Raw genomic sequence first — 26,367 nt, forward strand, 5'->3', positions numbered from 1 at the left:
ATGCGCGCAGATCTGCTGATTGTCGGAGCCGGAATGGTCGGCAGCGCCCTGGCGCTGGCGTTGCAGGACAGCGGGCTGGAAGTCCTGTTGCTGGACGGCAGCCCTCTGAGTGTCAAACCCTTTGACGTCCAGGCACCGTTCGAACCGCGAGTCAGTGCCTTGTCTGCCGCCAGTCAGCGGATTCTCGAGCGGCTGGGTGTGTGGGACGGCATCGTCAGTCGCCGCAGCAGTCCTTATAGCGACATGCAGGTCTGGGATGGCAGTGGCACCGGGCAAATCCACTTCTCGGCCGCCAGCGTGCATGCCGAGGTACTGGGCCATATCGTCGAGAACCGCGTGGTTCAGGACGCCTTGCTTGACCGTTTGCACGACTGCGACCTGGGCATGCTGGCCAACGCTCGTCTGGAACAAATGCGCCGCTCTGGCGACGACTGGCTGCTGACCCTGGCCGATGGCCGCACCCTGCGCGCGCCTTTGGTGATCGCAGCGGATGGCGCCAATTCGGCGGTGCGGCGCCTGACCGGTGTCGCGACGCGCGAGTGGGATTATATGCACCATGCGATCGTCACCAGTGTGCGCAGCTCAAAACCTCATCAAACGACCGCCTGGCAGCGCTTTACCGACAATGGCCCGTTGGCGTTCCTGCCGCTGGAACGGGACGGTCAGCAGGATTGGTGTTCGATCGTCTGGTCGACCACGCCGAGCGAAGCCGAACAGCTGATGGCGCTGGATGACGAAGGCTTTTGTCGCGCGCTGGAGCGGGCCTTTGAGGGCCGGCTCGGCACCGTGCTCAGCGCCGACCCGCGCCTGTGCGTCCCCCTGCGTCAGCGCCATGCCAAGCGATACGTCGCTGAGGGCCTGGCGTTGATCGGCGACGCGGCCCATACCATTCACCCGTTGGCCGGGCAGGGCGTGAACCTCGGGTTTCTCGATGCCGCCGTGCTGGCCGAAGTGCTGCTGCAAGCGTCGAGCCGGGGTGAGCGCCTGGCGGATGTGAAAGTGCTGAGTCGCTACGAGCGCCGGCGCATGCCCCATAACCTGGCGTTGATGGCGGCGATGGAGGGGTTCGAGTGGTTGTTCCAGGCCGATCCGTTGCCTGTGCGCTGGTTGCGTAATGCCGGGTTGAAAATGGTCGAGCAGATGCCTGAGGCCAAGGCGTTGTTCGTGCGCGAGGCCCTTGGGTTGACCGGGGACTTGCCGGCGCTGGCCAAGGCCTGAGATTTTTACCGAGGCTAATGGCCCCATCGCGAGCAAGCTCGCGATGGGGGGCCGGAACATCCACCGTGGATTTCCTGCGGTGCAACATCTGGTAACTCCTCCGCGAACTGTTCGATTGAGAAGCTAAATGTGAGTCCTTATCATTTGCCCTCACTTTTTCAATCGAGAGACTGCTCCCATGTTGGCACCAAAGCGTCTATTGACCGCACTGGCCCTGACCCTGATAGGCAGCACCGCCGCCCAGGCTGCCGACGAGGTGGTGGTCTACTCCTCGCGTATCGATGAGCTGATCAAACCGGTGTTCGATGCCTACACCGCGAAAACCGGGGTCAAGGTGAAGTTCATCACCGACAAGGAAGCACCGCTGATGCAGCGGATCAAGGCCGAGGGCGAGAACGCCACCGCCGACCTGCTGCTGACCGTCGACGCCGGCAACCTCTGGCAAGCCGAGCAGATGGGCATCCTCCAGCCGTTCACCTCGAAAACCATCGACGCCAACATCCCGCCTCAGTACCGCGCATCGTCACACGCCTGGACCGGCCTGAGCCTGCGGGCGCGGACCATCGCCTATTCCACCGAGCGGGTGAAGCCGGGTGAATTGACCACCTACGAAGCCCTGGCCGACAAGAACTGGGAAGGTCGCCTGTGCCTGCGCACGGCGAAGAAGGTCTACAACCAGTCCCTGACCGCCACCCTGATCGAAGTCCACGGCGCCGAGAAAACCGAGAAGATCCTCAAGGGCTGGGTCAACAACCTGTCCACCGACGTGTTCTCCGACGATGTCGCGGTGCTGGAGGCCATCAACGCCGGTCAGTGCGACGTCGGCATCGTCAACACCTACTACTACGGACGTCTGCACAAACAGAAACCTGATCTGCCGGTAAAACTGTTCTGGCCGAACCAGGCGGATCGAGGCGTGCACGTCAATCTGTCCGGCATCGGTCTGACCAGGCATGCCCCGCATCCGGAAGCCGCCAAGGCGCTGGTGGAGTGGATGACCACGCCTGAGGCGCAGAAAATCTTCGCCGACGTCAACCAGGAGTTTCCGGCAAACCCCGCCGTACAGCCATCGGCTGAAGTCGCTGCCTGGGGTCAGTTCGTGGCCGATACCTTGCCGGTGGAAGTCGCCGGCAAGCGTCAGGCCGAAGCGATTCGCATGATGGATCGAGCTGGCTGGAACTGAGTTGTGGCGAGGGGCCAGCTCCCTCGCCACAGATTGACGCCACTGTCGACTGACGGTGGCTTCACATTATTCTAGAGATCTTCCTTGGCCCACCCCGCCCAACGCCGCTGGTACCCGCTGGTCTTCGCCATCGCTGCGCTGGTCCTGCTGCCCCTGAGCGTCTTGCTGCTTTCCTGGCAAACCATCGACCAGCAGATCTGGTCCCACCTGTGGGACACGCAGATGTCACGCTTGCTGGGCAACACGGTGACGCTGGTGCTTGGCGTCGGTATCGGCGTCACGTTGCTGGGCGTGAGCCTGGCCTGGCTCACCAGCCTCTGCGAATTCCCCGGCCGGCGTTGGCTGGACTGGGCGCTGATGCTGCCGTTTGCGATTCCGGCCTATGTGCTGGCGTTCGTTTTCGTCGGGCTGCTGGATTTCGCCGGCCCCGTGCAAACCCTGCTGCGCGAGTGGTTCGGAACGGGCATGCGCTTGCCTCGGGTGCGTTCCACGGGCGGGGTGATTCTGGTTTTGGTGCTGGTCTTTTATCCCTACGTTTATCTGCTGGCACGTACGGCGTTCCTGGCTCAGGGCAAGGGCTTGATGGAAGCGGCACGCGTCCTCGGGCAATCGCCCTGGCAGGCATTCTGGCGGGTGGCGTTGCCCATGGCGCGACCGGCCATCGGCGCGGGCGTGGCATTGGCACTGATGGAAACACTGGCGGATTTCGGCGCGGTGTCAGTGTTCAACTTCGACACCTTCACCACGGCGATCTACAAGACCTGGTACGGGTTTTTCAGCCTCTCCACCGCCACGCAACTGGCCAGCCTGTTGCTGTTGGTGGTCATGGTGGTGCTGTACGGCGAGCGTCGCGCGCGGGGCGCCAACCGGGCGAGCAATGAACGGCCACGGGTCAAGGCCTTGTATCACCTGCGAGGTTTCAAAGCGCTGCTGGCCATGAGCTGGTGTGGGCTGGTCTTTGCCTGTGCCTTCGTCATTCCGATGCTGCAATTGCTGGTGTGGTTCTGGCAGCGTGGGCGCTTCGATCTGGATGAGCGGTACGCCGGGCTGATCGTCCACACCTTGTACCTGGGCGCCATGGCAGCGCTGATCACCGTCAGTGTCGCTCTGGTGTTGGCATTCGCCCGGCGCCTAGCGCCCACCCAAGGGATCCGTGCCGGGGTCAGTCTGGCCAACCTGGGCTACGCCTTGCCCGGCTCGGTGCTGGCGGTGTCGATCATGCTGGCGTTCAGTTACCTGGACCGCGAGTTGGTGATTCCGCTGTCCGCATGGCTGGGTGGGGCTGGCAAGCCGCTGCTGCTGGGCAGTCTGTCGGCGTTGTTGCTGGCTTATCTGGTGCGCTTCATCGCCGTGGCCTATGGGCCGCTGGAAAACAGCCTGGCGCGTATACGGCCTTCTTTGCCCGAAGCGGCACGTAGCCTTGGCGTCAGTGGGCCACGACTGTTTTTCAAAGTGTATCTGCCGCTGTTGCTGCCCGGCTCATTGAGCGCGGCGCTGCTGGTATTCGTCGACGTGCTCAAGGAAATGCCCGCGACCCTGCTGATGCGCCCGTTTGGCTGGGATACGCTGGCGGTGCGGATCTTTGAAATGACCAGCGAGGGTGAGTGGGCGAGGGCATCTTTGCCGGCGTTGACCCTGGTATTGGTAGGGCTGCTACCGGTCATCGGATTGATTCGACGTTCGGCACATCGAAACAGCTAGGTGTCAGTCCTACACCTTGCAGCTACAATGCGCGGCATTCGGTGCGGTCCGTCTGACAGACAAGGTAGTGAAAATCGGCTGGAAGCCTTTTATTTCAAGGTTTTCACTCAAATAGACACTCAACCGCGCCTTCGCCACGCCCGGAAGGAGAAACCCATGGGACAGCGTACGCCTCTGTATGACCTTCATCTCGCTCTCGGCGCGAAGATGGTCGATTTTGGCGGTTGGGATATGCCTCTGCATTATGGATCGCAGGTCGAGGAACACCACCAGGTGCGCCGCGACTGCGGTGTGTTCGATGTATCCCACATGACCGTGATCGATGTCGGCGGCTCCCAGGCCAAGGCCTGGCTTCAGCATCTGCTGACCAATGACGTCGAACGTTTGCACAGCTCGGGCCGTGCCTTGTACAGCGCCATGCTCAACGAGCAAGGTGGCATCGTCGACGACATGATCGTGTATCGCCTCGACGACGGTTATCGCCTGGTGGTCAATGCCTCTACCCGCAATCAGGATCTGGCGTGGATGCAGGCCCATCTCGACGGCTTCGATGTAACGCTCAGCGAACGTTCCGAAATGGCGATGCTGGCCATTCAAGGTCCCCACGCCAGGCACAAAGTGGCCGAGCTGGTGACCCAGTCCCGTGGCAACCTCATCCAGCTACTCAAACCCTTCGAAGGGCACCCCGACGGTGACTGGTTCATCGCGCGCACCGGTTATACCGGTGAAGACGGCCTGGAGATCATCTTGCCAGCCAATCAGGCGCCAGGATTTTTCAATGATCTGGTCGGCGCGGGCATTTCCCCGATTGGCCTTGGCGCTCGGGATACCTTGCGGGTCGAGGCCGGGATGAATCTTTACGGGCAGGACATCGATCTGGCGGTTTCGCCGCTGACGTCCAACATGGCCTGGAGCATCGCCTGGGAACCGGTCAGTCGCCAATTCATCGGTCGCACGGCTTTGGAAGCCGAGCAGAGCGGCGGCATACAGCACAAACTGGTCGGTCTGGTGCTCGAGGAGCGCGGGGTTTTACGCGCTCATCAAGTCGTTCGTATCGCCGATGTTGGCGAAGGGGAGATCACCAGTGGTAGTTTCTCTCCTACGCTTAGCAAGTCGATTGCACTGGCGCGCGTGCCGATGGCAACTGCCGACCGCGCAGAAGTGGAAATCCGTGGCAAGTGGTACCCGGTCCGAGTGGTCAAACCGACCTTCGTACGCCATGGCAAAACCTTGATTTAACCTATTCTGGCGGCATCGACCGCTGACAATTCCTGAGGATACAGAACATGAGCGATATCCCTGCCGACCTGCGTTTTGCCGAAAGTCACGAATGGGCACGCCTGGAAGCCGATGGCACCGTCACCGTGGGCATCAGCGATCACGCGCAGGAAGCGCTGGGTGATGTGGTGTTCGTCGAGCTGACCGAAATCGGAAAAGTCTTTGCTGCCGGTGATCAATCCGGTGTGGTGGAATCGGTAAAAGCCGCGTCCGACATCTACTCCCCGGTTGCCGGTGAAGTGATCGCGATCAACGAAGAGCTGAGCGCCTCGCCAGAGCTGCTGAACTCCGACCCGTACGGCGCATGGATCTTCAAACTCAAGCCAGGCAACGCCGCTGACCTGGACAAGCTACTCGACGCAGCGGGCTACAAAGCCGCCATCGGCGAGTAAGGTGCACCCCGCAGGAGCCGGCAACCCGGCTCCTGCGGGGGTGGACTCAAGGCTTGAGCACGGCTTTGACCGCTGCCACCGAGCGTTCGACGTCCGCTTTGGTCATCGCCGTAAACATCGGCAGCGAGACAATCAAGCGTCCCACCCGTTCGGCTGTCGGGAACATCCCCTCCTTGAAACCGCGCTCGCGGTAAAGACTCAGCAAGTGAATCGGCGGGTAGTGATAGCCGATACCGATACCCAATGCCTGCATCTGTTCCATGAAAGTGGCTCGGGCCGGTTTGCCATCCTGGCGTTCAGGCAATACCAGCTGGAACAAATGCCAGTTGCTGTTCTCGAAGTCCGCCGGAGGGAGTTGAGCCCCGTACTGCGCTTCGAAATCTTCGCCAAAACAACTGAAGTAGTGTTTGGCCAGTTCCCGTCGATGTGCGGTGATCGCTTCGAGATGGGCAAATTGCCCCAGGCCAATGGCTGCTGCGACATCGGTCATGTTGAACTTGCCGCCCAGCACATCGACATCCAGGCCATCAAAGCCGCTGCGCGTAACGCCCTGCAAACGGTACTTTTCCGCCAGCTTCACTTCTTCGGCATTGTTCAGCACCAGGCAGCCGCCCTCCGACGAGGTGACGTTCTTGTTTGCCTGAAAGCTGAAAGAAACGAAATCGCCGGTCGAGCCGATGCGCTGGCCGTTCCAGCTTGAGCCCAACGCTTGCGCCGCGTCTTCGATGATCCGCAGGCCATGCTTGTGTGCCAGGGCGTACAGGCGAGTCATGTCCACGGGCAAGCCGGCCAAATACACCGGGATGATGGCTTTGGTGCTTGGGGTGATCGCGGCTTCCACCTGATCCAGATCGATATTGCGGGTCACCGGGTCGATATCGGCGAACACCGGTGTGGCGCCGACTTCCAGAATGACGTTGGCGGTGGCGACCCAGGAAATCGGGGTGGTGATCACTTCGTCACCCGCTCCGATGCCGGCGATGCGCAAGGCGATTTCCATGGTGCAGGTGCCGGAGTTGAACGTGCGCACCGGGCGTCCGCCAAAGTACTCCGACAGTTGCGCTTCAAAGGCCTGAACCTTGGGGCCGCTGGTAATCCAGCCCGAACGCAGGACTTCACCGACGGCCGCGATGGTGGCTTCGTCGATAGTGGGTTTGGAGAAGGGCAGGAAAGGCAGTTGGCTCATAAAAACAGGGACCTCATCAGCGGATATTGGGTACGCGACGAGCATGATGATCCGTAATGCCCGGCGGCGCCATGCTCTCCGTGTCGGCGCTGGCTGCTATGCTGGTTTGACCGTGTTGCATCGACGCTGAGCGCCAGTCCAGAGAGAGCCCGTCATGTCCCAGTTGCCGTCCCTGAGTCAGTTACGCGATCCCAATGCCTTCCTTCGCCGTCACCTCGGGCCGGATGCCGCCGAGCAGCAGGCGATGCTCGACAGCCTCGGCCTCGGCAGCCGGGTCGAGCTGATCGAGCAAACGGTGCCGCCGGGTATTCGCCTGAACCGGATGCTCGATCTGCCGCCGGCCCTCGATGAAGAGGCCGCGCTGGCCAAGCTGCGGGGCTACGCTGAGCAGAACCAGGTCTGGACCAGCCTGATCGGCATGGGCTATCACGGCACGCTCACACCCACCGTCATTCTGCGCAACGTGCTGGAAAATCCCGGCTGGTACACCGCATACACGCCTTATCAGCCGGAAATTGCCCAGGGACGTCTCGAAGCGTTGTTGAATTTCCAGCAACTGACCATCGACCTCACGGGCCTTGAGCTGGCCAATGCCTCGTTACTCGACGAAGCCACGGCGGCAGCGGAAGCCATGGCCTTGGCCAAACGGGTGGCCAAGTCCAAGAGCAATGTGTTCTTCGTCGACGAAAACTGTCATCCGCAGACCATTTCCGTGGTGCAGACCCGCGCCGAGGGTTTTGGATTCGAGCTGGTCATCGGCCCTGTGGATAACTTGAAACAGCACCAGGTGTTCGGTGCGCTGTTGCAATATCCCGATACTCACGGCGAGATTCGCGATCTGCGACCCTTGATTGATCACCTGCATGCCCAGCACGCATTGGCGTGTGTTGCTGCCGATCTGTTGAGTCTGTTGTTGCTGACCCCGCCGGGGGAGCTGGGCGCGGACGTGGTGTTCGGCTCGTCCCAGCGTTTCGGCGTGCCCATGGGCTACGGCGGGCCTCACGCCGCTTTTTTTGCCAGCCGCGACGAATACAAACGTGCGATACCCGGGCGGATCATCGGTGTGTCGAAGGACGCGCGTGGCAACGTGGCCCTGCGCATGGCGCTGCAGACCCGTGAGCAACATATCCGCCGGGAGAAGGCCAACTCGAACATCTGCACGGCCCAGGTGCTGCTGGCCAATATCGCCAGTTTCTACGCGGTCTATCATGGCCCTGAAGGGCTGAAGCGGATTGCCCAGCGCGTGCACCGCCTGACCTGCATCCTCGCCGCCGGCCTTGAGCGCAAGGGCCTGACCCGGGTCAATCAGCACTTCTTCGACACCCTGACCCTGGACGTCGGCGGGACCCAGACTGCAATCATCGAAAGCGCCCAGGCTGCGCAGATCAATTTGCGCATTCTGGGGCGCGGGCGATTGGGCCTAAGTCTGGACGAAACCTCTGACGAAGCCACGGTGGCGAAACTGTTCGATGTGTTCCTGGGCGTCGATCATGGGTTAAACGTCGAAGAACTGGACGCCGAAACCCTGAGCCCCGGCATTCCGGGGGCGCTGGCGCGCACCTCGCCTTATCTGCGCCATCCGGTATTCAACGCCCATCACAGTGAAACCGAGATGCTGCGCTACCTCAAGCAGCTGGAAAACAAAGACCTGGCGCTCAATCAATCGATGATCCCGTTGGGCTCCTGCACCATGAAACTCAATGCCACCAGCGAGATGATCCCGATTACCTGGCCGCAATTCGCCAATCTGCATCCGTTCGCGCCGAAAGAGCAGGCAGCCGGTTATTCGCTGATGATCGAAGAACTGGAGCGTTGGCTGTGCGCGATCACCGGTTTCGATGCGATCTGCATGCAACCCAACTCCGGTGCACAGGGCGAGTACGCCGGGTTGCTGGCCATCCGCAAATACCACGAGAGCCGGCATCAGGGGGCTCGGGACATCTGCCTGATTCCGTCTTCCGCTCATGGCACTAACCCGGCTTCGGCGCAGATGGCCGGGATGCGTGTGGTCATTGTCGAGTGCGACGAGGCGGGCAACGTTGATCTGGATGACTTGAAAGACAAAGCGGCGCAGGCCGGGGACAAACTTGCCTGTCTGATGGCGACTTATCCTTCGACCCATGGTGTGTACGAGGAAGGCATCAGCGAGATCTGTGAAGTGATCCACAGCCATGGCGGCCAGGTCTACATGGACGGCGCCAACCTCAATGCCCAGGTCGGGCTGGCTCGTCCGGCGGACATTGGTGCGGATGTGTCACACATGAACTTGCACAAAACCTTCTGCATTCCCCACGGCGGCGGCGGGCCCGGCATGGGGCCGATTGGCGTACGCACGCATCTGGCACCCTTTGTGGCCAATCACCCGGTGGTGCCGATCGACGGGCCGCTGCCGCAGAACGGTGCCGTCAGTGCCGCACCCTGGGGCAGCGCGAGCATTCTGCCGATCAGTTGGATGTACATCGCCATGATGGGGCCGCAACTGGCGGACGCCAGTGAAGTGGCGATCCTCGCCGCGAATTACCTGGCGCAACACCTGTCCGGGGCGTTCCCGGTGCTCTACACCGGGCGCAACGAGCGGGTGGCCCACGAATGCATTCTTGACCTGCGCCCCCTCAAGGCGCTGACCGGTATCAGCGAAGAGGACGTGGCCAAGCGCCTGATGGACTATGGCTTCCATGCGCCGACCATGTCCTTCCCGGTGCCGGGGACCTTGATGGTCGAACCCACCGAAAGTGAATCGAAGGCAGAACTGGACCGCTTTATCGGAGCAATGCTGAGCATTCGCGCGGAAATTACCGAGGTGCAGAACGGCAACTGGCCGGCCGATGACAACCCGTTGAAACGTGCGCCGCATACCCTGGCCGACATCACCGGTGTCTGGGAGCGGCCTTACAGCATCGAACAGGCGGTTACACCGGACGCCCACACCAAGGCCCACAAGTATTGGCCGGTGGTGAATCGGGTGGACAATGTCTACGGCGACCGAAACCTGTTTTGTGCCTGTGTGCCGCTGGATGAGTACCGTTGAAATACCGGTCACTCCTGACCCCTCAGGGTTTTGCAATGAACAAAAAAAATGCCGCTCCATTTGAGCGGCATTTTTGTTCAACCTGAGAGCTTATTCCGAAGCCACGGCATTCTTCGCCAGGATCGCATTCGCCAGTTCCATGTCTGTCGCCTGCAGGCCAGGGTTGTCGGCGCGGACTTTCTGCATGGCGGCTTCCAGGTACGGGCCGCGGATGCCGCCGTCGCTGGCGACGAAGCTGCCGGCATCGTCCTGGGCGGCGACGATCAGTTTGTGATCCTTGAACGTCAGGTAAGTCGAACCGGTGGTGGCACCGGAGGAAAGGACGTTACGCCAAAAGCTATCGGCCATCGCCGAACCGACAGGCAGGGACAACAGGGCAATGGTAGCGACAGCAAGTTTGAGACGCATAAAAGTGACTCCACAGGGTTAACTCCGGTGTTTGATAGCGATTCCCCCAATCGAGTTCCATGGCGGCCAATCTACTTTTGCTCACTCTGCGGCGTCACTCGCAGCACCTCCTCAATCGTCGTCAAACCGGCCGCCACTTTCTGTGCGCCGGACAATCGCAGACTGCGCATGCCTTCCTTGAAGGCCTGACGCCGCACGGCGAGCAAGTCCGTGTCGGGGTTGATCAGCGCCTTGAGGCCATCGCTCAGTTGCATGATTTCGTAGACCCCGGCGCGGCCGTGGTAGCCGGTGTCGCGGCATTCCAGGCAGCCGATGGCGCGTTGGGCATGGGTGGGGAGCGGTGCTTGCCAGGGTCGGGTCAGGGTCTGCCAGTCTTCTTCGCCCAGGGCTTGCGCAGCCTTGCAGTGCGGGCACAAGGTGCGCACCAGTCGTTGGGCCATGACGCCCAGCAGCGTGGCCTTGATCAAGTAATGCGGTACGCCGAGTTCCAGCAGGCGACTGATGGCGCCGGGCGCGTCGTTGGTGTGCAGGGTCGACAGCACCAGGTGCCCGGTGAGCGCCGCCTGAATGGCCATTTCTGCGGTTTCGAGGTCGCGGATCTCGCCGATCATGATGATGTCCGGGTCTTGCCGCATCAGGGCGCGCACGCCGGCGGCGAAGGTCAGGTCGATATTGTGCTGGACCTGCATCTGGTTGAACGCCGGCTCGACCATTTCGATCGGGTCTTCGATGGTGCAGAGGTTGACCTGCGGCGTCGCCAGCTTTTTCAGCGTGGTGTAGAGCGTGGTGGTCTTGCCGGACCCGGTCGGCCCGGTCACCAGAATGATGCCGTTGGGCTGGCGCGTCATGTCCTGCCAGCGCCGCAGGTCGTCGGCTGAAAAACCGAGCTGATCGAAGTCCTTGAGCAGCACCTCGGGGTCGAAGATCCGCATGACCATTTTTTCGCCGAAGGCGGTCGGCAGTGTCGACAGCCGCAACTCGACTTCGCCGCCTTCCGGGGTCTTGGTCTTCACCCGCCCGTCCTGGGGTTTGCGTTTCTCTGCAACATTCATTCGCCCCAGGCTTTTCAGGCGGCTGACGATGGCCATGGTGACCTGTGGCGGGAATTGGTAGACGTTGTGCAGCACGCCGTCGATGCGAAAACGCACGGTGCCCTGTTCGCGCCGGGGTTCGATGTGGATATCGCTGGCGCGTTGCTGGAAAGCGTACTGGAACAGCCAGTCGACGATGTTGACGATGTGCGCGTCGTTGGCGTCCGGCTCCTGGTCGCTGGCGCCGAGGTTGAGCAACTGTTCGAAGTTGCCCAGGGTGTTGAATGGCTGATCGGCGTTATTCGCGCCGCTGACCGACTTGGCCAGGCGAAAGAACTCCACGCTGAAGCGCTGAATGTCCACCGGATTGGCCACCACCCGCTTGATGGGCAGCTTCAGCACATGGGTCAGGTCGGCCTCCCAGCCGGTGACGTAGGGTTGGGCGCTGGCCACAGTCACCGCATCGCGATCGATGGCTACCGCGAGAATCTTGTGGTGCTGGGCGAAGGCGTAGGACATCAGTGGCGTGACGGCCGCGACGTTGATTTTCAGCGGGTCGATACGCAGGTAAGGCTGGCCGGCCTGTTGGGATAGCCACAATGTGAGGCTTTCGAGGTCGAGGTGCTTGCCGGGCCGACTGAGGTCTTCCAGCTGTTGGCTGGCGATGAACTCCAGTGGGTGCATCTGGCCATTGGCGACGTGGCGGCGGCGGGCATTGAGCGCGTGTTCGGCCGAATCCTGGCTGATAAAGCCCTGGGCGACCAGTTCACGCAGCAAATCACTGAGATCCAGCCAGCGGTCCTGAAGGGCGAGTTGAACGGACATGCGGGCTCCTTGTGAACAACCGTTCGCAAAGGATAGTCGTGACCCCACCGACCGTTGGGCCACTACCCGACGAAGCCGTATCGACTTTTTTCAGCCAGCCGCCTGAGCCGTATCGCCCCAGGCAGCATCCGCCAATTGCAGCTCGACCGAGCAGACGCTGACCAGATTACGCAGTTTTTCTGCAATCACTTGGGCGCGGTGCCAGCTCAATCCGTCGATGACGACATCGATGTCCAGCAGGTCATCCTGGCGCTGCACGTTGACCTGTTCCGGCGTCAGAAACTGCAGGGCGAACAGGTTCAATGCGCGACAAAGCAGGTCGGGCTCGGCTTCGGCCAGCAACTGATAGCGAACGCGGCAATGGGTGTTACTGATGTTCCAGACATCGGCGCGGGTGGGCGGGGTGTTCACGGCTTCCAGGTGTGGCATGGTCGATCTCCAAATCACTGGAGAAATTTTTACATTCGTGGCCGGGTATTTCTTATCTATGATGGGGCGTATTACGGTTCTATCGAATCGTTTAATTCAGAGTATCGGTAATCAAGGGTTTTTTTATGCACAGCGAGCTGGATGGCTACGACCGCAAGATTCTCGCGCTGCTGCAAGAGGACGCTTCGCTCTCCAGCGCGCAGATCGCGGAGCAGGTGGGACTGTCGCAGTCGCCGTGTTGGCGGCGGATTCAGCGGATGAAGGAGGAGGGGATCATTCGTGGCCAGGTGACGCTGCTCGACCGCAAGAAAATCGGCCTCAACACGCAGATATTCGCGCAGGTCAAACTCAACGCCCACGGACGTTCGAATTTCACCGAATTCACCGAGGCCATTCGCGGCTTTCCGGAAGTGCTGGAGTGTTATGTCTTGATGGGGGCGGTGGATTTCATGCTGCGGATCGTCGCGGCGGACATCGAGGCGTATGAGCGGTTCTTCTTCGAGAAGCTGTCGCTGGTGCCGGGGATTCAGGAGGTCAACTCGGTGGTGGCGTTGTCGGAGATCAAGTCGACGACCAGTTTGCCGGTCTGAAAGTCTGCGGTAATAACGTGGGGTTCATCGCCAGCAGGCTGGCTCCCACAGGGGCTTTGTGGCGTACACAAAACCAAGGTGGGAGCCAGCCTGCTGGCGATGGCGGTATTACAGACGCAGAAGCATCTTCCACGCACGATTCTGATAAACCGCAATCGCCTGCTGCTTGCGCGCATCCAGGGTTTCGTCGGTGATCGGCTCGTTGGCCAGTTGCGCCAGCTTGTTCAGCTCGCCATATAGGCGATCCATTTCCGGGATGTCCAGCACGTGGCGCGCGTGGTGCAGCCAGGCCTGGATACGCTCGATGCGCGGCAATTGTTCCGCGAGGTCTTCCGGTTGCTGCTGGTAACGCTGCAATTGCAGCGAGTTGGCTTCTTCGCCCAACAGGCGCGGCAACCAGCTGCCCAGTTGCGCGGCGCCCTGGCGATTGCCACGGGTGTTGCGGTCGGCGGTCCAGGTGCGAGCGAGCAACCAGCGCGAGGTGTTCAGGGAGAACAGGCCCCAGCGCGGGTCTTCGAGTTCTTCGAGGAACTGCTCCGGCGCGGCTTTGCGTACGTCTTCATCATCCAGGCCGGCCTGGACCAGCGGACGCCAGTCTTCGAGCAGGGCATCGAGTGCGACGCGCAGGTCGTGGGTCGATTGACGCGGCGCGGCCTGGCCGAGGCTGCTGGCCAGCGCGCGCAATTCGGCGAGGTTTTCCACCCAGTCCTGCAGCAGGCGCCAGTGGCCATTGAAACGATATTGCTCGGCCAGACGCTGGCTGCTGCCCAACAAGTGCCAGCTCAAAGCGGCGAAGGCGTCGTCCAGCGGCGTTTCGGCGCTGATCTGCGGTGCCGGCAGGCTCAGCGAATAGCTGTTGGCGTCGTACAGGCGATAGCCGCGTTCAGCCTTGCTGATGTCACAAGGCATCAGGGCCAGGGTCGCGGCCAGCTCGGCGGCCAGTTCCAGCAACGCGGCCGGTTCGCCTTCGCGCAGTTCCAGTTCCAGCTCGCAGATTTCTTCTTTCTGTTTGCCAACCACCACGTGGCCGAGGTCCAGCGCGGCTTCGATGACCACTTTGGTCTTGCCGCGGCCCCAGGCGATTTCGGCGCGTTCGCGGACAAAATCGGTGGTGAAGATCGGTTTCAGGGTTTTCTTGTCCAGTTCGGCCAGTGCTTCGGGCCAGCATTCGCCGTCGAGTTTCTTCACGTCGAGCTTGGCCTTGGGCAGGTGCCAGTCGTACTCGTTACGCTCGGACAGGCCGGCGACGCTCTGGCCGCGGGTCTTGAGCGTTTGAATGACTTCTTCGCCATCCTTGCGCAGGCGCAGGGCCACCTTGGCGCGGGCCAGGTCGCGCTCAGGCGTGTCGAAGTACTGGTTCATCAACTCACGGCGTTCCCAGCCACTTTTGTTGCGTTTTTTCAGTAGCGGGTGCTCGCGCAGGGCAGCGAGGGTTTCGCGGCTGACGCGGAGTTTGATTTCGGTTTCTTTCTGCATGGCCGGAAAATCCAGGATCGGGAGCGCAGCCGGGGGGAATGTGTGGCTGCCAAGGTCGTGCAGTGTACAGGACTCGTCCTTGCTCCGCCCTGCGACGGTTTATTCCTGTCGCCGGATGGTTCTATGATGGACTTCAATTCGCGAGTCGGAGCCAGCGATGCCTTTGCCATCCATGAAAGATCAATTCGCTGCATTGATCGCTGCACCGTCGGTCAGTTGCACCCAAGCGAACCTCGATCAATCCAATCGCCCGGTGATCGACCTGCTGGCCGCCTGGCTCGGCGATCTGGGTTTTGCCTGCGATATCCAGCAGGTCAGTCCCGGCAAATTCAACCTGTTGGCCAGTTTCGGCTCCGGTCCCGGCGGTCTGGTGCTGGCCGGCCACAGTGACACCGTGCCATTCGATGGCGCGCTGTGGCAGACCGACCCGCTGAAGCTGACTGAAGTCGACGGCCGCTGGGTCGGCCTGGGCAGTTGCGACATGAAGGGCTTTTTCGCCCTGGCCATCGAGGCGGTCAAGCCGCTGCTCGATCAGCCGTTCAAGCAACCGCTGCTGATCCTGGCCACCTGCGATGAAGAGAGTTCGATGTCTGGCGCCCGGGCCCTGGCGCAAGCCGGACGGCCATTGGGGCGAGCAGCTGTCATCGGCGAGCCGACCGGGCTCAAGCCGATCCGCATGCACAAAGGCGTCATGATGGAGCGCATCGACATCCTCGGGCAGAGCGGCCACTCCTCGGACCCGCGCCTGGGTCACAGCGCTCTGGAGGCCATGCACGATGCCATTGGCGAATTGCGTGGCCTGCGCCTGTTGTGGCAGCGTGAGTACCGTAATCCGCAGTTCAGCGTGCCGCAGCCGACGATGAATTTCGGCTGCATCCATGGCGGCGATAACCCCAACCGGATTTGCGGACAGTGTTCGCTGGAATTCGACCTGCGGCCGTTGCCGGGCATGGACCCCAAAGCCCTGCGCGCGGCGATTTTGCAGAAACTCAACCCGATTGCCGAACGGCATCAGGTCAAGATCGATTACGCGCCGCTGTTCCCCGCAGTGCCGCCGTTCGAGCAGGCCGAAGACGCGGAACTGGTACGGATCGCTGAAAAGCTCACCGGCCATGCTGCCGAAGCAGTGGCGTTCGGCACTGAAGCGCCTTATCTTCAGCAACTTGGCTGCGAAACACTGGTGCTCGGCCCTGGCGATATCGCCTGCGCCCACCAACCGGGGGAATACCTCGAAATGTCACGTTTGCAGCCTACGGTGCATCTATTACGTCAGTTGATTGAACATTACTGCCTGACACCGGCAAACAACCCCCTGTAGGCGCGAGCCTGCTCGCGAAGGACGTAAACGATGACGAGGGCTGCCTGGAGGAACGCGGTAGCTCTACTACCATCGCGAGCAAGCTCGCTCCTTCAGGTGTTTGCGGTTAAATTGCCGGTACCCAAACCCGTATTCATGAGGAGAGTTCGCGTGTCGCCAAGCCTGTTCCGACGATAACCATCAGCCCGCTGTGCGTTTTCTGTTTCGCCCTTTCTTCGGCTGCTATTTATTACAGGCCCAGGTTCATGCCCGAATACGTCAATTGGCTTCGTCACGCTTCGCCTTACATCAACGCCCACCGCGATTGCACCTTTGTCGTCATGCTGCCCGGCGACGGCGTTGAACACCCCAACTTCGGCAATATCGTCCACGACCTGGTGCTGTTGCACAGCCTGGGCGTGCGGCTGGTGCTGGTTCACGGTTCGCGTCCGCAAATCGAAGCGCGCCTCGCTGCCCGTGGCCTGACCCCGCATTACCACCACGGCATGCGCATCACCGATGCCGCGACGCTTGAGTGCGTGATCGATGCCGTCGGCCAATTGCGCATCGCCATCGAAGCGCGGCTGTCGATGGACATGGCCTCGTCGCCCATGCAGGGCTCGCGCTTGCGCGTGGCCAGCGGCAACCTCGTGACAGCCCGGCCGATCGGCGTGCTCGAAGGCGTCGACTATCACCACACCGGCGAAGTCCGCCGGGTCGATCGCAAGGGTATCAATCGCCTGCTGGACGAGCGCTCCATCGTGCTGTTGTCGCCATTGGGTTACTCGCCGACCGGTGAAATTTTCAATCTCGCCTGCGAAGACGTCGCCACCCGTGCAGCCATTGATCTGGGCGCGGACAAACTGCTGTTGTTTGGCGCCGAGCTTGGCTTGATCGATGAACATGGCCGTCTGGTTCGTGAGTTGCGTCCGCAACAGGTGCCCGCGCACTTGCAGCGTCTGGGCAGCAATTATCAGGCGGAACTGCTGGATGCCGCCGCTGAAGCCTGCCGTGGCGGCGTAGCGCGCAGTCATATCGTCAGCTATGCCGAAAACGGTGCTCTGCTGACCGAGCTGTTCACCCGCGACGGTGGCGGCACGCTGGTCGCCCAGGAACAATTCGAAGTGGTGCGCGAAGCGGCCATCGAAGACGTTGGTGGTCTGCTGGATTTGATCAGTCCGCTGGAAGAGCAGGGGATTCTGGTGCGGCGTTCCCGCGAGGTGCTGGAGCGTGAGATCGAGCAGTTCAGTGTGGTCGAGCGCGAAGGCATGATCATCGCCTGCGCGGCGCTGTATCAGATTGCCGATTCCGATGCCGGTGAGCTGGCCTGCCTGGCGGTGAACCCGGAATACCGTCATGGCGGTCGCGGGGATGAGCTGCTGGAGCGCATTGAAACCCGCGCCCGGGCGCAAGGGCTCAAGACGCTGTTCGTACTGACGACCCGCACTGCACACTGGTTCCGCGAGCGTGGCTTCGAGCCGAGCAGCGTCGAACGCCTGCCGTCGGCGCGGGCGTCGTTGTACAACTATCAGCGTAATTCGAAGATCTTCGAAAAGACCCTTTGACCGTGGTGGTCCTATCGCGAGCAAGCTCGCTCCCACACGTTCTGCGGACAACAGAGAACCCTGTGGGAGCGAGCTTGCTCGCGATGGGCTGAACAGCCCTGTTCAGCAGTTACTCGGTGACAAACTTCGCGCTCACATACGGCGAATAATCCGGCAGTACCGTTTCGACCTTCCCTTGCTCCTTCAAGAACTTCGCCGTTTCGCCAATCGCCTTGGCCGTGCCACCGTCCAGCAACGCGCTGGACTGTTGCGTCTTGGCATCCGGAAACGCGGACCCGGCCAGTAGCTCCGGTACATCAGCGGCGTTGGCACCCGTCAATTTGGCGATTTTCTGCACCGGTAACGAGTGTTCGGTCCAGCTGTCCTTATGCGCTGCATAGTCGGCAAAAGAGTCCAGCGTGACCTTGGCGAATTTGGCCACGACCTCCGGGTGTTTCTCGGCGTAATCCTTGCGCGCCACCCAGACTTCAAACGTCGGCGCACCCCATTGGCCGACTTGGGCGGCATCGGTCAAGGTCTTGCCCGTCTTGCGAATCTCACCCAGGGCCGGCGACCAGACGAACGCGCCGTCGATGTCCCCACGTTTCCACGCGGCGGCGATCTCCGCCGGTTGCAGGTTCACCACTTTGACTTTTGAAGCGTCCAGGCCCCAATGCTTCAGGGCGCCCAACAGACTGTAGTGAGACGTCGATACGAACGGCGTGGCGATGGTTTTTCCGATCAGATCTTCCGGTTTATCGATGCCGCTGCCATTGCGCACCACCAAGGCTTCGGCGGCATTGATTTGCGCGGACACAATGAACGCGACAATCGGCAGATTGCGCGAGGCGGCCGCAGCCAGAGGACTGGAGCCGAGATTGCCGATCTGCACGTCGCCGGACGCAATCGCGGTGACCACTTCCGGGCCGCTATTGAAGCGACGCCAGTCGATTTTTTCGCCGATGGTTTTTTCGTAAACGCCGTCCGCCTGGGGGACTTTGCTGGGGTCGATACCGGTCTGGTAGCCGACTGTGAGGTTCGTCGCATGGGCGGAAAAAGAAAGGGCGAGCGATACACAAACTGTAACAATTGGTCGGGATAGTGCGCGTTTGATCATCATGGCGTTGTTCCTTTCGACAGGTTTTGTTTCAGAATTGCTTCTAAACCTAATCGATCTAAAAAACGCAAAATAAATAACATTTATGAATTAGCTTATGAGCAACCCGCTCTATTCTGGGGGGGGCGCGAAGGCGGGCTTAATTTCTAAATGGAATGAGAAAGGAGTCCAGTCATTCTTTTCAGGTTTGTGACAAGCACATGACCCTGAGTAAGCCAAAAAAGTGGGATTAGACTATGGTCGTAGACACACAATGTTACGATTGACTTGTGAGTCACGCTACGGCGCTAATCGCGCATCTTAGGATTCCGAGCATTCGATTCGGGACCAGGAATACAAGAATTAGAAACGAGAGGAGCTAAACAATGAACAAGTCCACCTTGGCCCTGGCCGTGGCCGTAGGGGTTTTGGCGCAGCAGGCAGGCGCCGCCGGTTTCATCGAAGACAGTAAGGCATCCGTTAGTTCCCGCACCATGTATTACGACGCCGATGTCCGTGAAGGCGCCAAAACAGCCGCAAACCGTCAGCGAGAAACCGCTGAAGGCCTCAAGTTCGATTACCTGTCCGGTTTCACTCAAGGCACTGTTGGTTTCGGTATCGACGCTCAGGCACTGGTCGGCATTCATCTGGATGGCGGCAGAGGGCATCACCCGCTGGGTAACAGCAACTCCTTCTTCCCGAGCGACGGCGACCGGTCCGCCGACGAGTGGAGTCGTCTGGATGCCAACGTCAAGGCGCGTTTCTCCAAGACCGAGGCCCACTTGGGTGGCGGTCTGGCACCTAACCTGCCGATCCTGATCGCGAACGACAGCCGTCTGCTGCCGCAGACCTTCGAAGGTGGCACCATCTCCTCGAAGGAAATCGACAACGTGACCTTCAACCTGGGTCAACTGGAGCACGCGTCAGGTCGCGCTTCCTCCAACGACACTGGCATGGCAGTGGCTGGCGGTGCTCAGGACAGCAACAAGTTCCGTTACGCCGGAGCTGACTGGAAGGTCACCAAAGACCTCTTGCTGCAGTACTACTACGCGAACCTGGAAGACTACTACAAGCAGAACTTCCTCGGCCTGGTGCACGTCTACCCGATCGCCCCGAACCAGTCGTTCAAGACCGATCTTCGTTATTTCGACAGCAGCTCCGACGGCAAGAACGGCGATGTGGGCTACCGCTTCAACAACAACAACGGCTACGCCAAGAATCCAGGCGAGGTCGATAACAAGACCTGGAGCGCGACGTTCACCTACACCTTGGGTGGCAGTGCGTTCCTGCTTGGCCATCAGCGTGTCAGCGATGACGGCGGCTTCGTCTTCTTGAACCAGGGCAGCCTGATCGATAGCAAAGGTCGTCCGGAAGGTGCTGGCGGCGCCAGCTTCTACTCCTTCACCGACGCCACCGTGGGCAGCTTTATCCGTGCCGGTGAAAACACCACGTATGGTCAGTACTCCTACGACTTCGCCTCACTGGGCGTGCCAGGTTTGAAAGCTTCGATTGCTTACCTGGATGGCCGCGACATCAAGGCTACCAGCGGCGTGGGTAAAGACCTGAATGAGCACGAGACCGACGCGCGTGTGGACTACGTGATTCAAACCGGCCCACTCAAAGGGTTTGGTACGACCCTGCGTCACGGTACTTACGGCGGTAACACCAGCACCGCTGACCAGGACCAGACCCGTCTGATCTTCAACTACACCTACAGCTTCCTGTAAGCAGTAGATCTGTATGAGCGAGCTGGCTCGCGATGGACTCGAGAACGACGCGTTTACCCGATAAAAACGCGTCATCGTTAACGACCATCGCGAGCCCGCTCGCTTCTTCATATGCCTTCCGTTTCTATATTTCTAAAAGATTGCTTCTAATCGTTTTTTATTCTTTTTAGATTTTTCCGCAAGCGCCTACAGTTGGCTCCACCTGACCTACAGGCCCCCTCGCTTTACGCTCAGCCCGTTCAACTTCCGATAACCACGACCACAGGAATCGGTTTCAACACCGATATCTCGTTTCTGTGGCGTGTACACATCGATATTCCATTTGGATATCAAAAAACACTAAGTGATTCTTTTCGGATTTATGAAAAGGTATGCTGCGCCGCCCAAATGACGGGGGGGAGATCTTCAGTGCGAGGGTCTCTATGGCGAAAGCCAGGCGAATCAAGGATTCAGGGCACTCGACCCGGAACCAAAAGAATTAGAAACGATAGGAGCGAAACAATGAACAAGTCCACCTTGGCCCTGGCCATCGCTGCAGGGGTTTTGGCGCAGCAGGCGAGTGCTGCCGGTTTTGTCGAAGACAGCAAGGCGACCTTGGGCCTGCGCAACTTCTACATCAACACCGATTACCGTGACGGTACTGGTCCGAACAAAAACGAAGAATGGGGCCAAGGCTTCGATCTGCGTTTCATCTCCGGTTACACCCAGGGCACCGTCGGTTTCGGTATCGATGCGATCGGCTTGTTGGGTGTAAAGCTGGATTCGGGCGGCGGCACTAACGGCGCAGCTAACAGTGCTGCCTATGGCGGCACTGTTTTCCCAAGCAAATCCAATGGTGAAGCGGTTGATGACTTCTCCAGCCTGGGTCTGACCGCCAAGGCCAAGGTTTCCCAGACTGAGCTGAAGCTCGGTACTCTGCAGCCAAAACTGCCGGTCATCGTGACTAACGACGGTCGCCTGCTACCGCAAACCTGGGAAGGTGGTCAGCTCACCTCCGGTGACATCAAGGACCTGACGCTGGTCGGCGGCCAGATCGAGCACGTTAAAGGTCGTAACTCCAGCAACAATGAACAGTTGGCTATCAATGGTGCGTCCCCACGCACCATCAACAGCAACAAGTTCATCTACGCTGGCGGTGACTACAAAATCACCAAAGACCTGACTGCCCAGTATTACTACGGCAACCTGGAAGACTTCTACAAGCAACACTTCCTGGGTCTGGTTCACAACTGGGCAATCGGTCCGGGCGTGTTGAAGTCTGACTTCCGTTATTTCAACAGCTCCGACGACGGTGCCAACGGCAGCAATCCGCTTTACTACAGCACCGGCAACTACAGCGGCGTGGCTAATGGCAAAGGCAAGGTCGACAACAATCTCTACAGCGGTCTGTTCCTGTACAGCGTTGCCGGTCACACCTTTGGGGGCGGTTACCAGGTCAGCAACGGCAGCAGTGACTTCCCGTGGCTGAACCAGGGCGACGGTTCGTCGAACTACACCATCACCGACTCGCAAATCCAGAAGTTCGCCCGTGCCGGCGAGCGTACCTGGCAAGCACGTTACTCGTTCGACTTCGCCAAAGTCGGTGTACCTGGCCTGACGGCGGGTGTGGTGTACCTGCATGGCGATAACATCGACACCGTGAACGCGCGTGGCGCCGAAGCGGCGAACGGCGCTTCCGAGTGGGAACGCGACTTGAACGTTGGTTACGTGGTCCAGTCTGGCGCACTGAAAAACCTGGGCGTGGCGTGGAAAAACGCCAGCTGGCGTACCGACCTGCCGAACACCCGTTCGCAGGACGAAAACCGTCTGATCGTCAGCTACTCGATCCCGCTGCTGTAATAGCGTGTGGGAGCGAGTCTGCTCACGAAGGCGTCATCCCAGCCACAAACGTGCTGAATGACACACGCCTTCGGGAGTGAGCCGCGATGAACCAAAAAAAGCCCCGCCCGGCATCTCGCCGGGCGGGGCTTTTGCGTTTTCAAGGCGGGCTCACCCCCGTAAACCTGCCTTGAAACTCCCCTTTTTGCAGCAACTCAAGGCCTTCTCGAACCTCGTTGACGATGGTCGGCGGGATGCGCAGGCGCGTCCAGTGAACAGATCTTTAATATTCCTTATGGATCTAAATAAATCGATATTTATTCTTTTTAATGGATAAAAAACACAGGCACAGTTGAGCTCATCAAGCACTCACAAGGAGCAGCACCATGAGCCTCAGACTCGGCGATATCGCCCCCGATTTCGAACAGGATTCCAGCGCCGGCACCATCCGGTTCCACCAATGGTTGGGCGAGAGCTGGGGCGTGCTGTTTTCCCATCCGGCGGACTTCACGCCGGTGTGCACCACCGAACTGGGCTTCACGGCCAAGCTCAAAGATGAATTCGACAAGCGTGGGGTCAAGGCCATTGCGCTGTCCGTCGACCCGGTGGATTCGCATCACAGATGGATCGAAGACATCAACGAAACCCAGAACACCGTTGTCACCTTTCCGATCCTTGACGATGCCGACCGCAAGGTTTCGGACCTGTACGACCTGATCCACCCCAACGCCAACGACACCCTCACGGTACGCTCACTGTTCGTGATTGACCCGAACAAAAAGGTCCGGCTGACCATCACCTACCCGGCGAGCACCGGCCGCAACTTCCATGAAATCCTGCGGGTCATCGACTCGCTGCAACTCACCGATAACTACAAGGTGGCCACCCCGGCCAACTGGCAGGACGGTGATGAGGTGGTGATCGTGCCTTCGCTCAAGGATGAAGATGAAATCAAGCAACGCTTTCCCAAGGGCTACCGCGCGGTGAAGCCATACTTGCGCCTGACACCGCAGCCCAATCGCTAATCGCTTTTGTAGGCGCTGGCTTGCTGGCGATTGAAGCAACGCGGTCTGTCAGTCAAACCGCCATCGCTGGCAAGCCAACGCCCACAGGGGTTTGTGCAGATCCACAAAGCAGGGGATTTCAGGCCGTTTCGACGGCCTTTTTTTTCGCCTGGAAGAAGTGGGTTTTAATATCTCTAAATCGAATAACCAAATGAATAAATATGATTTATGGATATATGAATCAACTGTTAAGGTCTCTCCATCGAAGCGAGATCGCAAACCGCGAATCGCCCCCACTCAGGAATTGTCTGAATGCTGGTCGTCTCACTCGGTGGCAGTCCCAGCCAACGCTCCCGTTCCGGGGTACTGCTGGACCGCTCCCAGCGTTGGTTACAAGAGCAGGGCGTGGAAGTGGTGAGTTACCAGGTACGGGACTTCCCGGCCGAAGACTTGCTGCATGCACGCTTCGACAGCCCGAAGGTGATCGACCTGCTGCAACAGATTGAAAACGCCGACGGCCTGCTGATCGCCACACCGGTGTACAAGGCGTCGTTCTCTGGCGCGTTGAAAACGGTACTGGATCTGCTGCCCGAGCGCGCGTTGAGCCACAAGGTGGTTCTGCCAATGGCAACCGGTGGCAGCATCGCCCACATGCTGGCGGTGGATTACGCACTCAAACCGGTGTTGTCGGCACTCAAGGCCCAGGAAATGCTCCATGGCATTTTCGCGGTGGACAGCCAGATCGCCTACGGCGAAGGCAGCGCGCTGGCGCAGTTGGCGCCGGAGCTGGAGCAACGACTGAATGAATCGCTGGAGCTGTTTTTCAGCGCCATGGCCCGACGGCCCAAGCCGCTCGATCCGAACCTGTTGAATGAACGTTTGTTGAGTGCTCGCTGGAGCATTTAAGCCCTATCCCAAATTGATGTACTGGCCTTACTCGCCCGCTAACGGGCAAGCAGGTGCAGCCAAAACCCAACTGCAAAAAGGAGAGCGTCATGCGCCCTGTTATTTTGCGTCGTGGTCTGGTCGCTCTGTTTGCAGCGGCTGTAGCCTTCGGCGCCATTACTCAAGCCCAAGCTGAAACGTTACGAATCGGCTATCAGAAATACGGCACCCTGGTGCTGCTCAAAGCCAAAGGCACTCTGGAAAAACGCCTCGCCGCCCAAGGCGTGGACGTGCAATGGACTGAATTCCCTGGCGGCCCGCAACTGCTCGAAGGCCTGAACGTCGGTTCCATCGACTTCGGCGTCACCGGCGAAACCCCGCCCGTGTTCGCTCAAGCGGCGGGTGCTGATTTGCTTTACGTCGCCTACGAACCTCCAGCCCCTCACAGTGAAGCGATCCTGGTGCCGAAGGACTCGGCGATCAAATCGGTGGCGGACCTCAAGGGCAAGAAAGTCGTCCTGAACAAAGGCTCCAACGTGCACTACCTGCTGGTCCGCGCACTGGAAGACGCCGGCCTCAAGTACACCGATATCCAGACCGTGTTCCTGCCGCCGGCCGATGCCCGCGCCGCGTTCGAACGTGGCAGCGTCGATGCCTGGGTGATCTGGGACCCGTACCAGGCAGCCGCCGAACAGCAACTGCAGGCGCGCACCCTGCGCGATGGCCAAGGCATCGTCGACAACCATCAGTTCTACCTGGCGACCAAGCCTTACGCACAGAAAAACCCTGAGGTGATCAAGACCCTGGTGGAAGAAGTGCGTGCCGTCGGTGAGTGGTCCAAGGCCAATCCACAAGAGGTGACGCAACAAGTGTCGCCACTGCTCGGCCTGCCGGCGGACATCACCCTGACCTCGGTGAAACGCCAGGGCTACGGCGCCTTGTTCCTGACCCCGGACGTGGTCGTTGCGCAACAGAAAATCGCCGACAGCTTCTACCAGCTCAAGTTGATTCCGAAACCGTTGAGCATCAAAGACGTGATCTGGACGCCACCGGCAGCCGTTGCCAAAGCACAGTAATTCAATTCCCCAAGGAGACCACTCCATGAGCCTCAATATCTTCTGGTTCCTGCCTACCCACGGCGACGGCCATTACCTTGGCACCGCCGAAGGCGCTCGCGCCGTTGACCACGGTTACTTGCAACAAGTCGCGCAAGCGGCGGATCGTCTGGGCTTCGGCGGGGTGCTGATCCCCACCGGTCGCTCCTGCGAAGACTCGTGGCTGGTGGCGGCGTCGCTGATCCCGGTCACCCAGCGTTTGAAATTCCTGGTCGCCCTGCGCCCCGGGATCATTTCCCCGACGGTGGCCGCGCGTCAGGCTGCGACTCTGGATCGCCTGTCCGGCGGTCGTGCGCTGTTCAACCTGGTGACGGGTGGTGATCCGGAAGAGTTGGCCGGCGATGGTCTATTCCTCAGCCATGACGAGCGCTACCAGGCTTCGGTGGAGTTCACTCGCATCTGGCGCCGCGTGCTGGAAGGCGAAACCGTTGATTACGACGGTCAGCACATCAGCGTGAAGGGTGCCAAATTGCTGTATCCGCCGATTCAGCAACCGCGTCCGCCGTTGTATTTCGGTGGTTCCTCGGAAGCGGCGCAGGACCTGGCGGCAGAGCAGGTTGAAATGGTTCTGACCTGGGGCGAACCACCCGCCGCCGTTGCCGAGAAGATTGAACAAGTCCGCGCCAAGGCCGCGAAGCTCGGTCGTACCGTACGTTTTGGCATTCGTCTGCATGTGATCGTGCGCGAAACCAACGCCGAGGCCTGGCAAGCGGCGGACCGCCTGATTTCGCACCTGGACGAAGACACCATCGCTCGCGCCCAGGCTTCCCTGGCGCGCTTCGATTCGGTGGGTCAGCAACGCATGGCTGCGCTGCACGGCGGCAGTCGCGACAACCTGGAAGTCAGTCCCAACTTGTGGGCCGGTGTTGGCCTGGTGCGCGGCGGTGCCGGTACGGCGCTGGTGGGCGATGGTCCGACCGTGGCCGCTCGCGTGAAAGAGTACGCGGACCTGGGCATCGACACCTTCATCTTCTCCGGTTATCCACACCTGGAAGAGTCGTATCGCGTTGCCGAGTTGCTGTTCCCGCACCTCGATATCGAACGTCCCGAACTGCCGAAAAGCGCCGGTTACGTCAGCCCGTTCGGTGAGATGGTGGCCAACGACATTCTTCCCAAAGCCGCGTCCCAGAGCTGAG

General features: G+C 60.1%; 21 protein-coding genes. 15 read left to right on the plus strand and 6 right to left on the minus strand.

Annotated elements, in window-relative coordinates; genetic code table 11:
• The 5 genes from AC1Q6D_RS01175 (at position 1) to gcvH (ending at position 5,772) form a co-directional block, all read left to right on the plus strand.
• Positions 1–1,218, plus strand: a complete 1,218-nt coding sequence (locus AC1Q6D_RS01175) for a 2-octaprenyl-3-methyl-6-methoxy-1,4-benzoquinol hydroxylase (RefSeq protein ID WP_178083095.1) — start codon at positions 1–3, stop codon at positions 1,216–1,218.
• Positions 1,219–1,396: 178 nt separating this feature from the next.
• On the plus strand, positions 1,397–2,401 hold the full coding sequence (locus AC1Q6D_RS01180; RefSeq protein ID WP_047534780.1) for an extracellular solute-binding protein: 1,005 nt from the start codon (positions 1,397–1,399) through the stop codon (positions 2,399–2,401).
• Positions 2,402–2,485: 84 nt separating this feature from the next.
• A complete protein-coding gene (locus AC1Q6D_RS01185) occupies positions 2,486–4,102 on the plus strand; it encodes an ABC transporter permease (protein WP_103402883.1) in 1,617 nt (538 codons plus the stop codon).
• 156 nt (positions 4,103–4,258) lie between these two features.
• Positions 4,259–5,341 carry a glycine cleavage system aminomethyltransferase GcvT gene (gene gcvT / locus AC1Q6D_RS01190; RefSeq protein WP_103402882.1) on the plus strand — a complete coding sequence of 361 codons (1,083 nt, stop codon included), beginning with the start codon at positions 4,259–4,261 and terminating at the stop codon, positions 5,339–5,341.
• A gap of 47 nt (positions 5,342–5,388) precedes the next feature.
• A complete protein-coding gene (gene gcvH / locus AC1Q6D_RS01195) occupies positions 5,389–5,772 on the plus strand; it encodes a glycine cleavage system protein GcvH (RefSeq protein WP_103402881.1) in 384 nt (127 codons plus the stop codon).
• A gap of 46 nt (positions 5,773–5,818) precedes the next feature.
• On the opposite strand, the gene AC1Q6D_RS01200 is transcribed toward gcvH, so the two are convergent.
• Complete coding sequence (locus tag AC1Q6D_RS01200; RefSeq protein ID WP_103402880.1) at positions 5,819–6,958, minus strand: DegT/DnrJ/EryC1/StrS family aminotransferase; 1,140 nt, start codon at positions 6,956–6,958, stop codon at positions 5,819–5,821.
• Between the two features lie 154 nt (positions 6,959–7,112).
• Between AC1Q6D_RS01200 and gcvP the strand changes: the two genes are divergently transcribed.
• Positions 7,113–9,986, plus strand: coding sequence for an aminomethyl-transferring glycine dehydrogenase (gene gcvP / locus AC1Q6D_RS01205; protein ID WP_103402879.1), 2,874 nt, complete (start codon positions 7,113–7,115; stop codon positions 9,984–9,986).
• Between the two features lie 90 nt (positions 9,987–10,076).
• Here gcvP and AC1Q6D_RS01210 read toward each other — a convergent pair whose 3' ends face one another.
• The 3 genes from AC1Q6D_RS01210 to AC1Q6D_RS01220 form a co-directional block, all read right to left on the minus strand.
• Positions 10,077–10,394 (minus strand): DUF2388 domain-containing protein, encoded by a 318-nt coding sequence (locus AC1Q6D_RS01210; RefSeq protein WP_047534773.1) that lies wholly within the window; start codon positions 10,392–10,394, stop codon positions 10,077–10,079.
• A 71-nt stretch (positions 10,395–10,465) separates the two neighbouring features.
• Positions 10,466–12,250 (minus strand): type IV pilus assembly ATPase TfpB, encoded by a 1,785-nt coding sequence (gene tfpB, locus AC1Q6D_RS01215; RefSeq protein WP_103402878.1) that lies wholly within the window; start codon positions 12,248–12,250, stop codon positions 10,466–10,468.
• 90 nt (positions 12,251–12,340) lie between these two features.
• Positions 12,341–12,679, minus strand: coding sequence for an ACT-like domain-containing protein (locus tag AC1Q6D_RS01220; protein ID WP_103402877.1), 339 nt, complete (start codon positions 12,677–12,679; stop codon positions 12,341–12,343).
• A 125-nt stretch (positions 12,680–12,804) separates the two neighbouring features.
• Between AC1Q6D_RS01220 and AC1Q6D_RS01225 the strand changes: the two genes are divergently transcribed.
• Positions 12,805–13,269, plus strand: a complete 465-nt coding sequence (locus AC1Q6D_RS01225; RefSeq protein WP_047534765.1) for an Lrp/AsnC family transcriptional regulator — start codon at positions 12,805–12,807, stop codon at positions 13,267–13,269.
• A 108-nt stretch (positions 13,270–13,377) separates the two neighbouring features.
• On the opposite strand, the gene AC1Q6D_RS01230 is transcribed toward AC1Q6D_RS01225, so the two are convergent.
• Positions 13,378–14,745 carry a CYTH domain-containing protein gene (locus tag AC1Q6D_RS01230; RefSeq protein ID WP_103402876.1) on the minus strand — a complete coding sequence of 456 codons (1,368 nt, stop codon included), beginning with the start codon at positions 14,743–14,745 and terminating at the stop codon, positions 13,378–13,380.
• A gap of 157 nt (positions 14,746–14,902) precedes the next feature.
• Between AC1Q6D_RS01230 and argE the strand changes: the two genes are divergently transcribed.
• Both argE and argA read left to right on the plus strand, forming a co-directional pair.
• Entirely contained in the window at positions 14,903–16,063 is a 1,161-nt protein-coding gene (argE, locus tag AC1Q6D_RS01235) for an acetylornithine deacetylase (RefSeq protein ID WP_103402875.1), read from the plus strand.
• Positions 16,064–16,308: 245 nt separating this feature from the next.
• Positions 16,309–17,607 (plus strand): amino-acid N-acetyltransferase, encoded by a 1,299-nt coding sequence (gene argA, locus AC1Q6D_RS01240; protein WP_047534756.1) that lies wholly within the window; start codon positions 16,309–16,311, stop codon positions 17,605–17,607.
• Positions 17,608–17,716: 109 nt separating this feature from the next.
• Here the strand turns inward: argA and tauA are convergent, their stop codons facing one another.
• Positions 17,717–18,706 (minus strand): taurine ABC transporter substrate-binding protein, encoded by a 990-nt coding sequence (gene tauA, locus AC1Q6D_RS01245; protein ID WP_103402874.1) that lies wholly within the window; start codon positions 18,704–18,706, stop codon positions 17,717–17,719.
• A 362-nt stretch (positions 18,707–19,068) separates the two neighbouring features.
• On the opposite strand from tauA, the gene AC1Q6D_RS01250 reads away from it, so the two are divergent.
• From AC1Q6D_RS01250 to ssuD, 6 genes are all read left to right on the plus strand, one after another.
• Positions 19,069–20,409 carry an OprD family outer membrane porin gene (locus tag AC1Q6D_RS01250; protein WP_103402873.1) on the plus strand — a complete coding sequence of 447 codons (1,341 nt, stop codon included), beginning with the start codon at positions 19,069–19,071 and terminating at the stop codon, positions 20,407–20,409.
• Between the two features lie 501 nt (positions 20,410–20,910).
• A complete protein-coding gene (locus AC1Q6D_RS01255) occupies positions 20,911–22,248 on the plus strand; it encodes an OprD family porin (protein WP_103402872.1) in 1,338 nt (445 codons plus the stop codon).
• Between the two features lie 365 nt (positions 22,249–22,613).
• Positions 22,614–23,252, plus strand: a complete 639-nt coding sequence (locus tag AC1Q6D_RS01260) for a peroxiredoxin (protein WP_103402871.1) — start codon at positions 22,614–22,616, stop codon at positions 23,250–23,252.
• A gap of 291 nt (positions 23,253–23,543) precedes the next feature.
• The gene (gene ssuE, locus AC1Q6D_RS01265) at positions 23,544–24,137 is read left to right on the plus strand and encodes an NADPH-dependent FMN reductase (protein ID WP_090466473.1); all 594 of its coding nucleotides are present in this window, start codon (positions 23,544–23,546) and stop codon (positions 24,135–24,137) included.
• An 89-nt stretch (positions 24,138–24,226) separates the two neighbouring features.
• Positions 24,227–25,192 carry a sulfonate ABC transporter substrate-binding protein gene (locus tag AC1Q6D_RS01270; protein WP_103402870.1) on the plus strand — a complete coding sequence of 322 codons (966 nt, stop codon included), beginning with the start codon at positions 24,227–24,229 and terminating at the stop codon, positions 25,190–25,192.
• A 25-nt stretch (positions 25,193–25,217) separates the two neighbouring features.
• Positions 25,218–26,366 carry an FMNH2-dependent alkanesulfonate monooxygenase gene (ssuD, locus tag AC1Q6D_RS01275; RefSeq protein ID WP_047534736.1) on the plus strand — a complete coding sequence of 383 codons (1,149 nt, stop codon included), beginning with the start codon at positions 25,218–25,220 and terminating at the stop codon, positions 26,364–26,366.
• The last annotated feature ends 1 nt before the right edge of the window (position 26,367 follow it).

This window comes from Pseudomonas sp. MT92 (genome assembly GCF_058792515.1).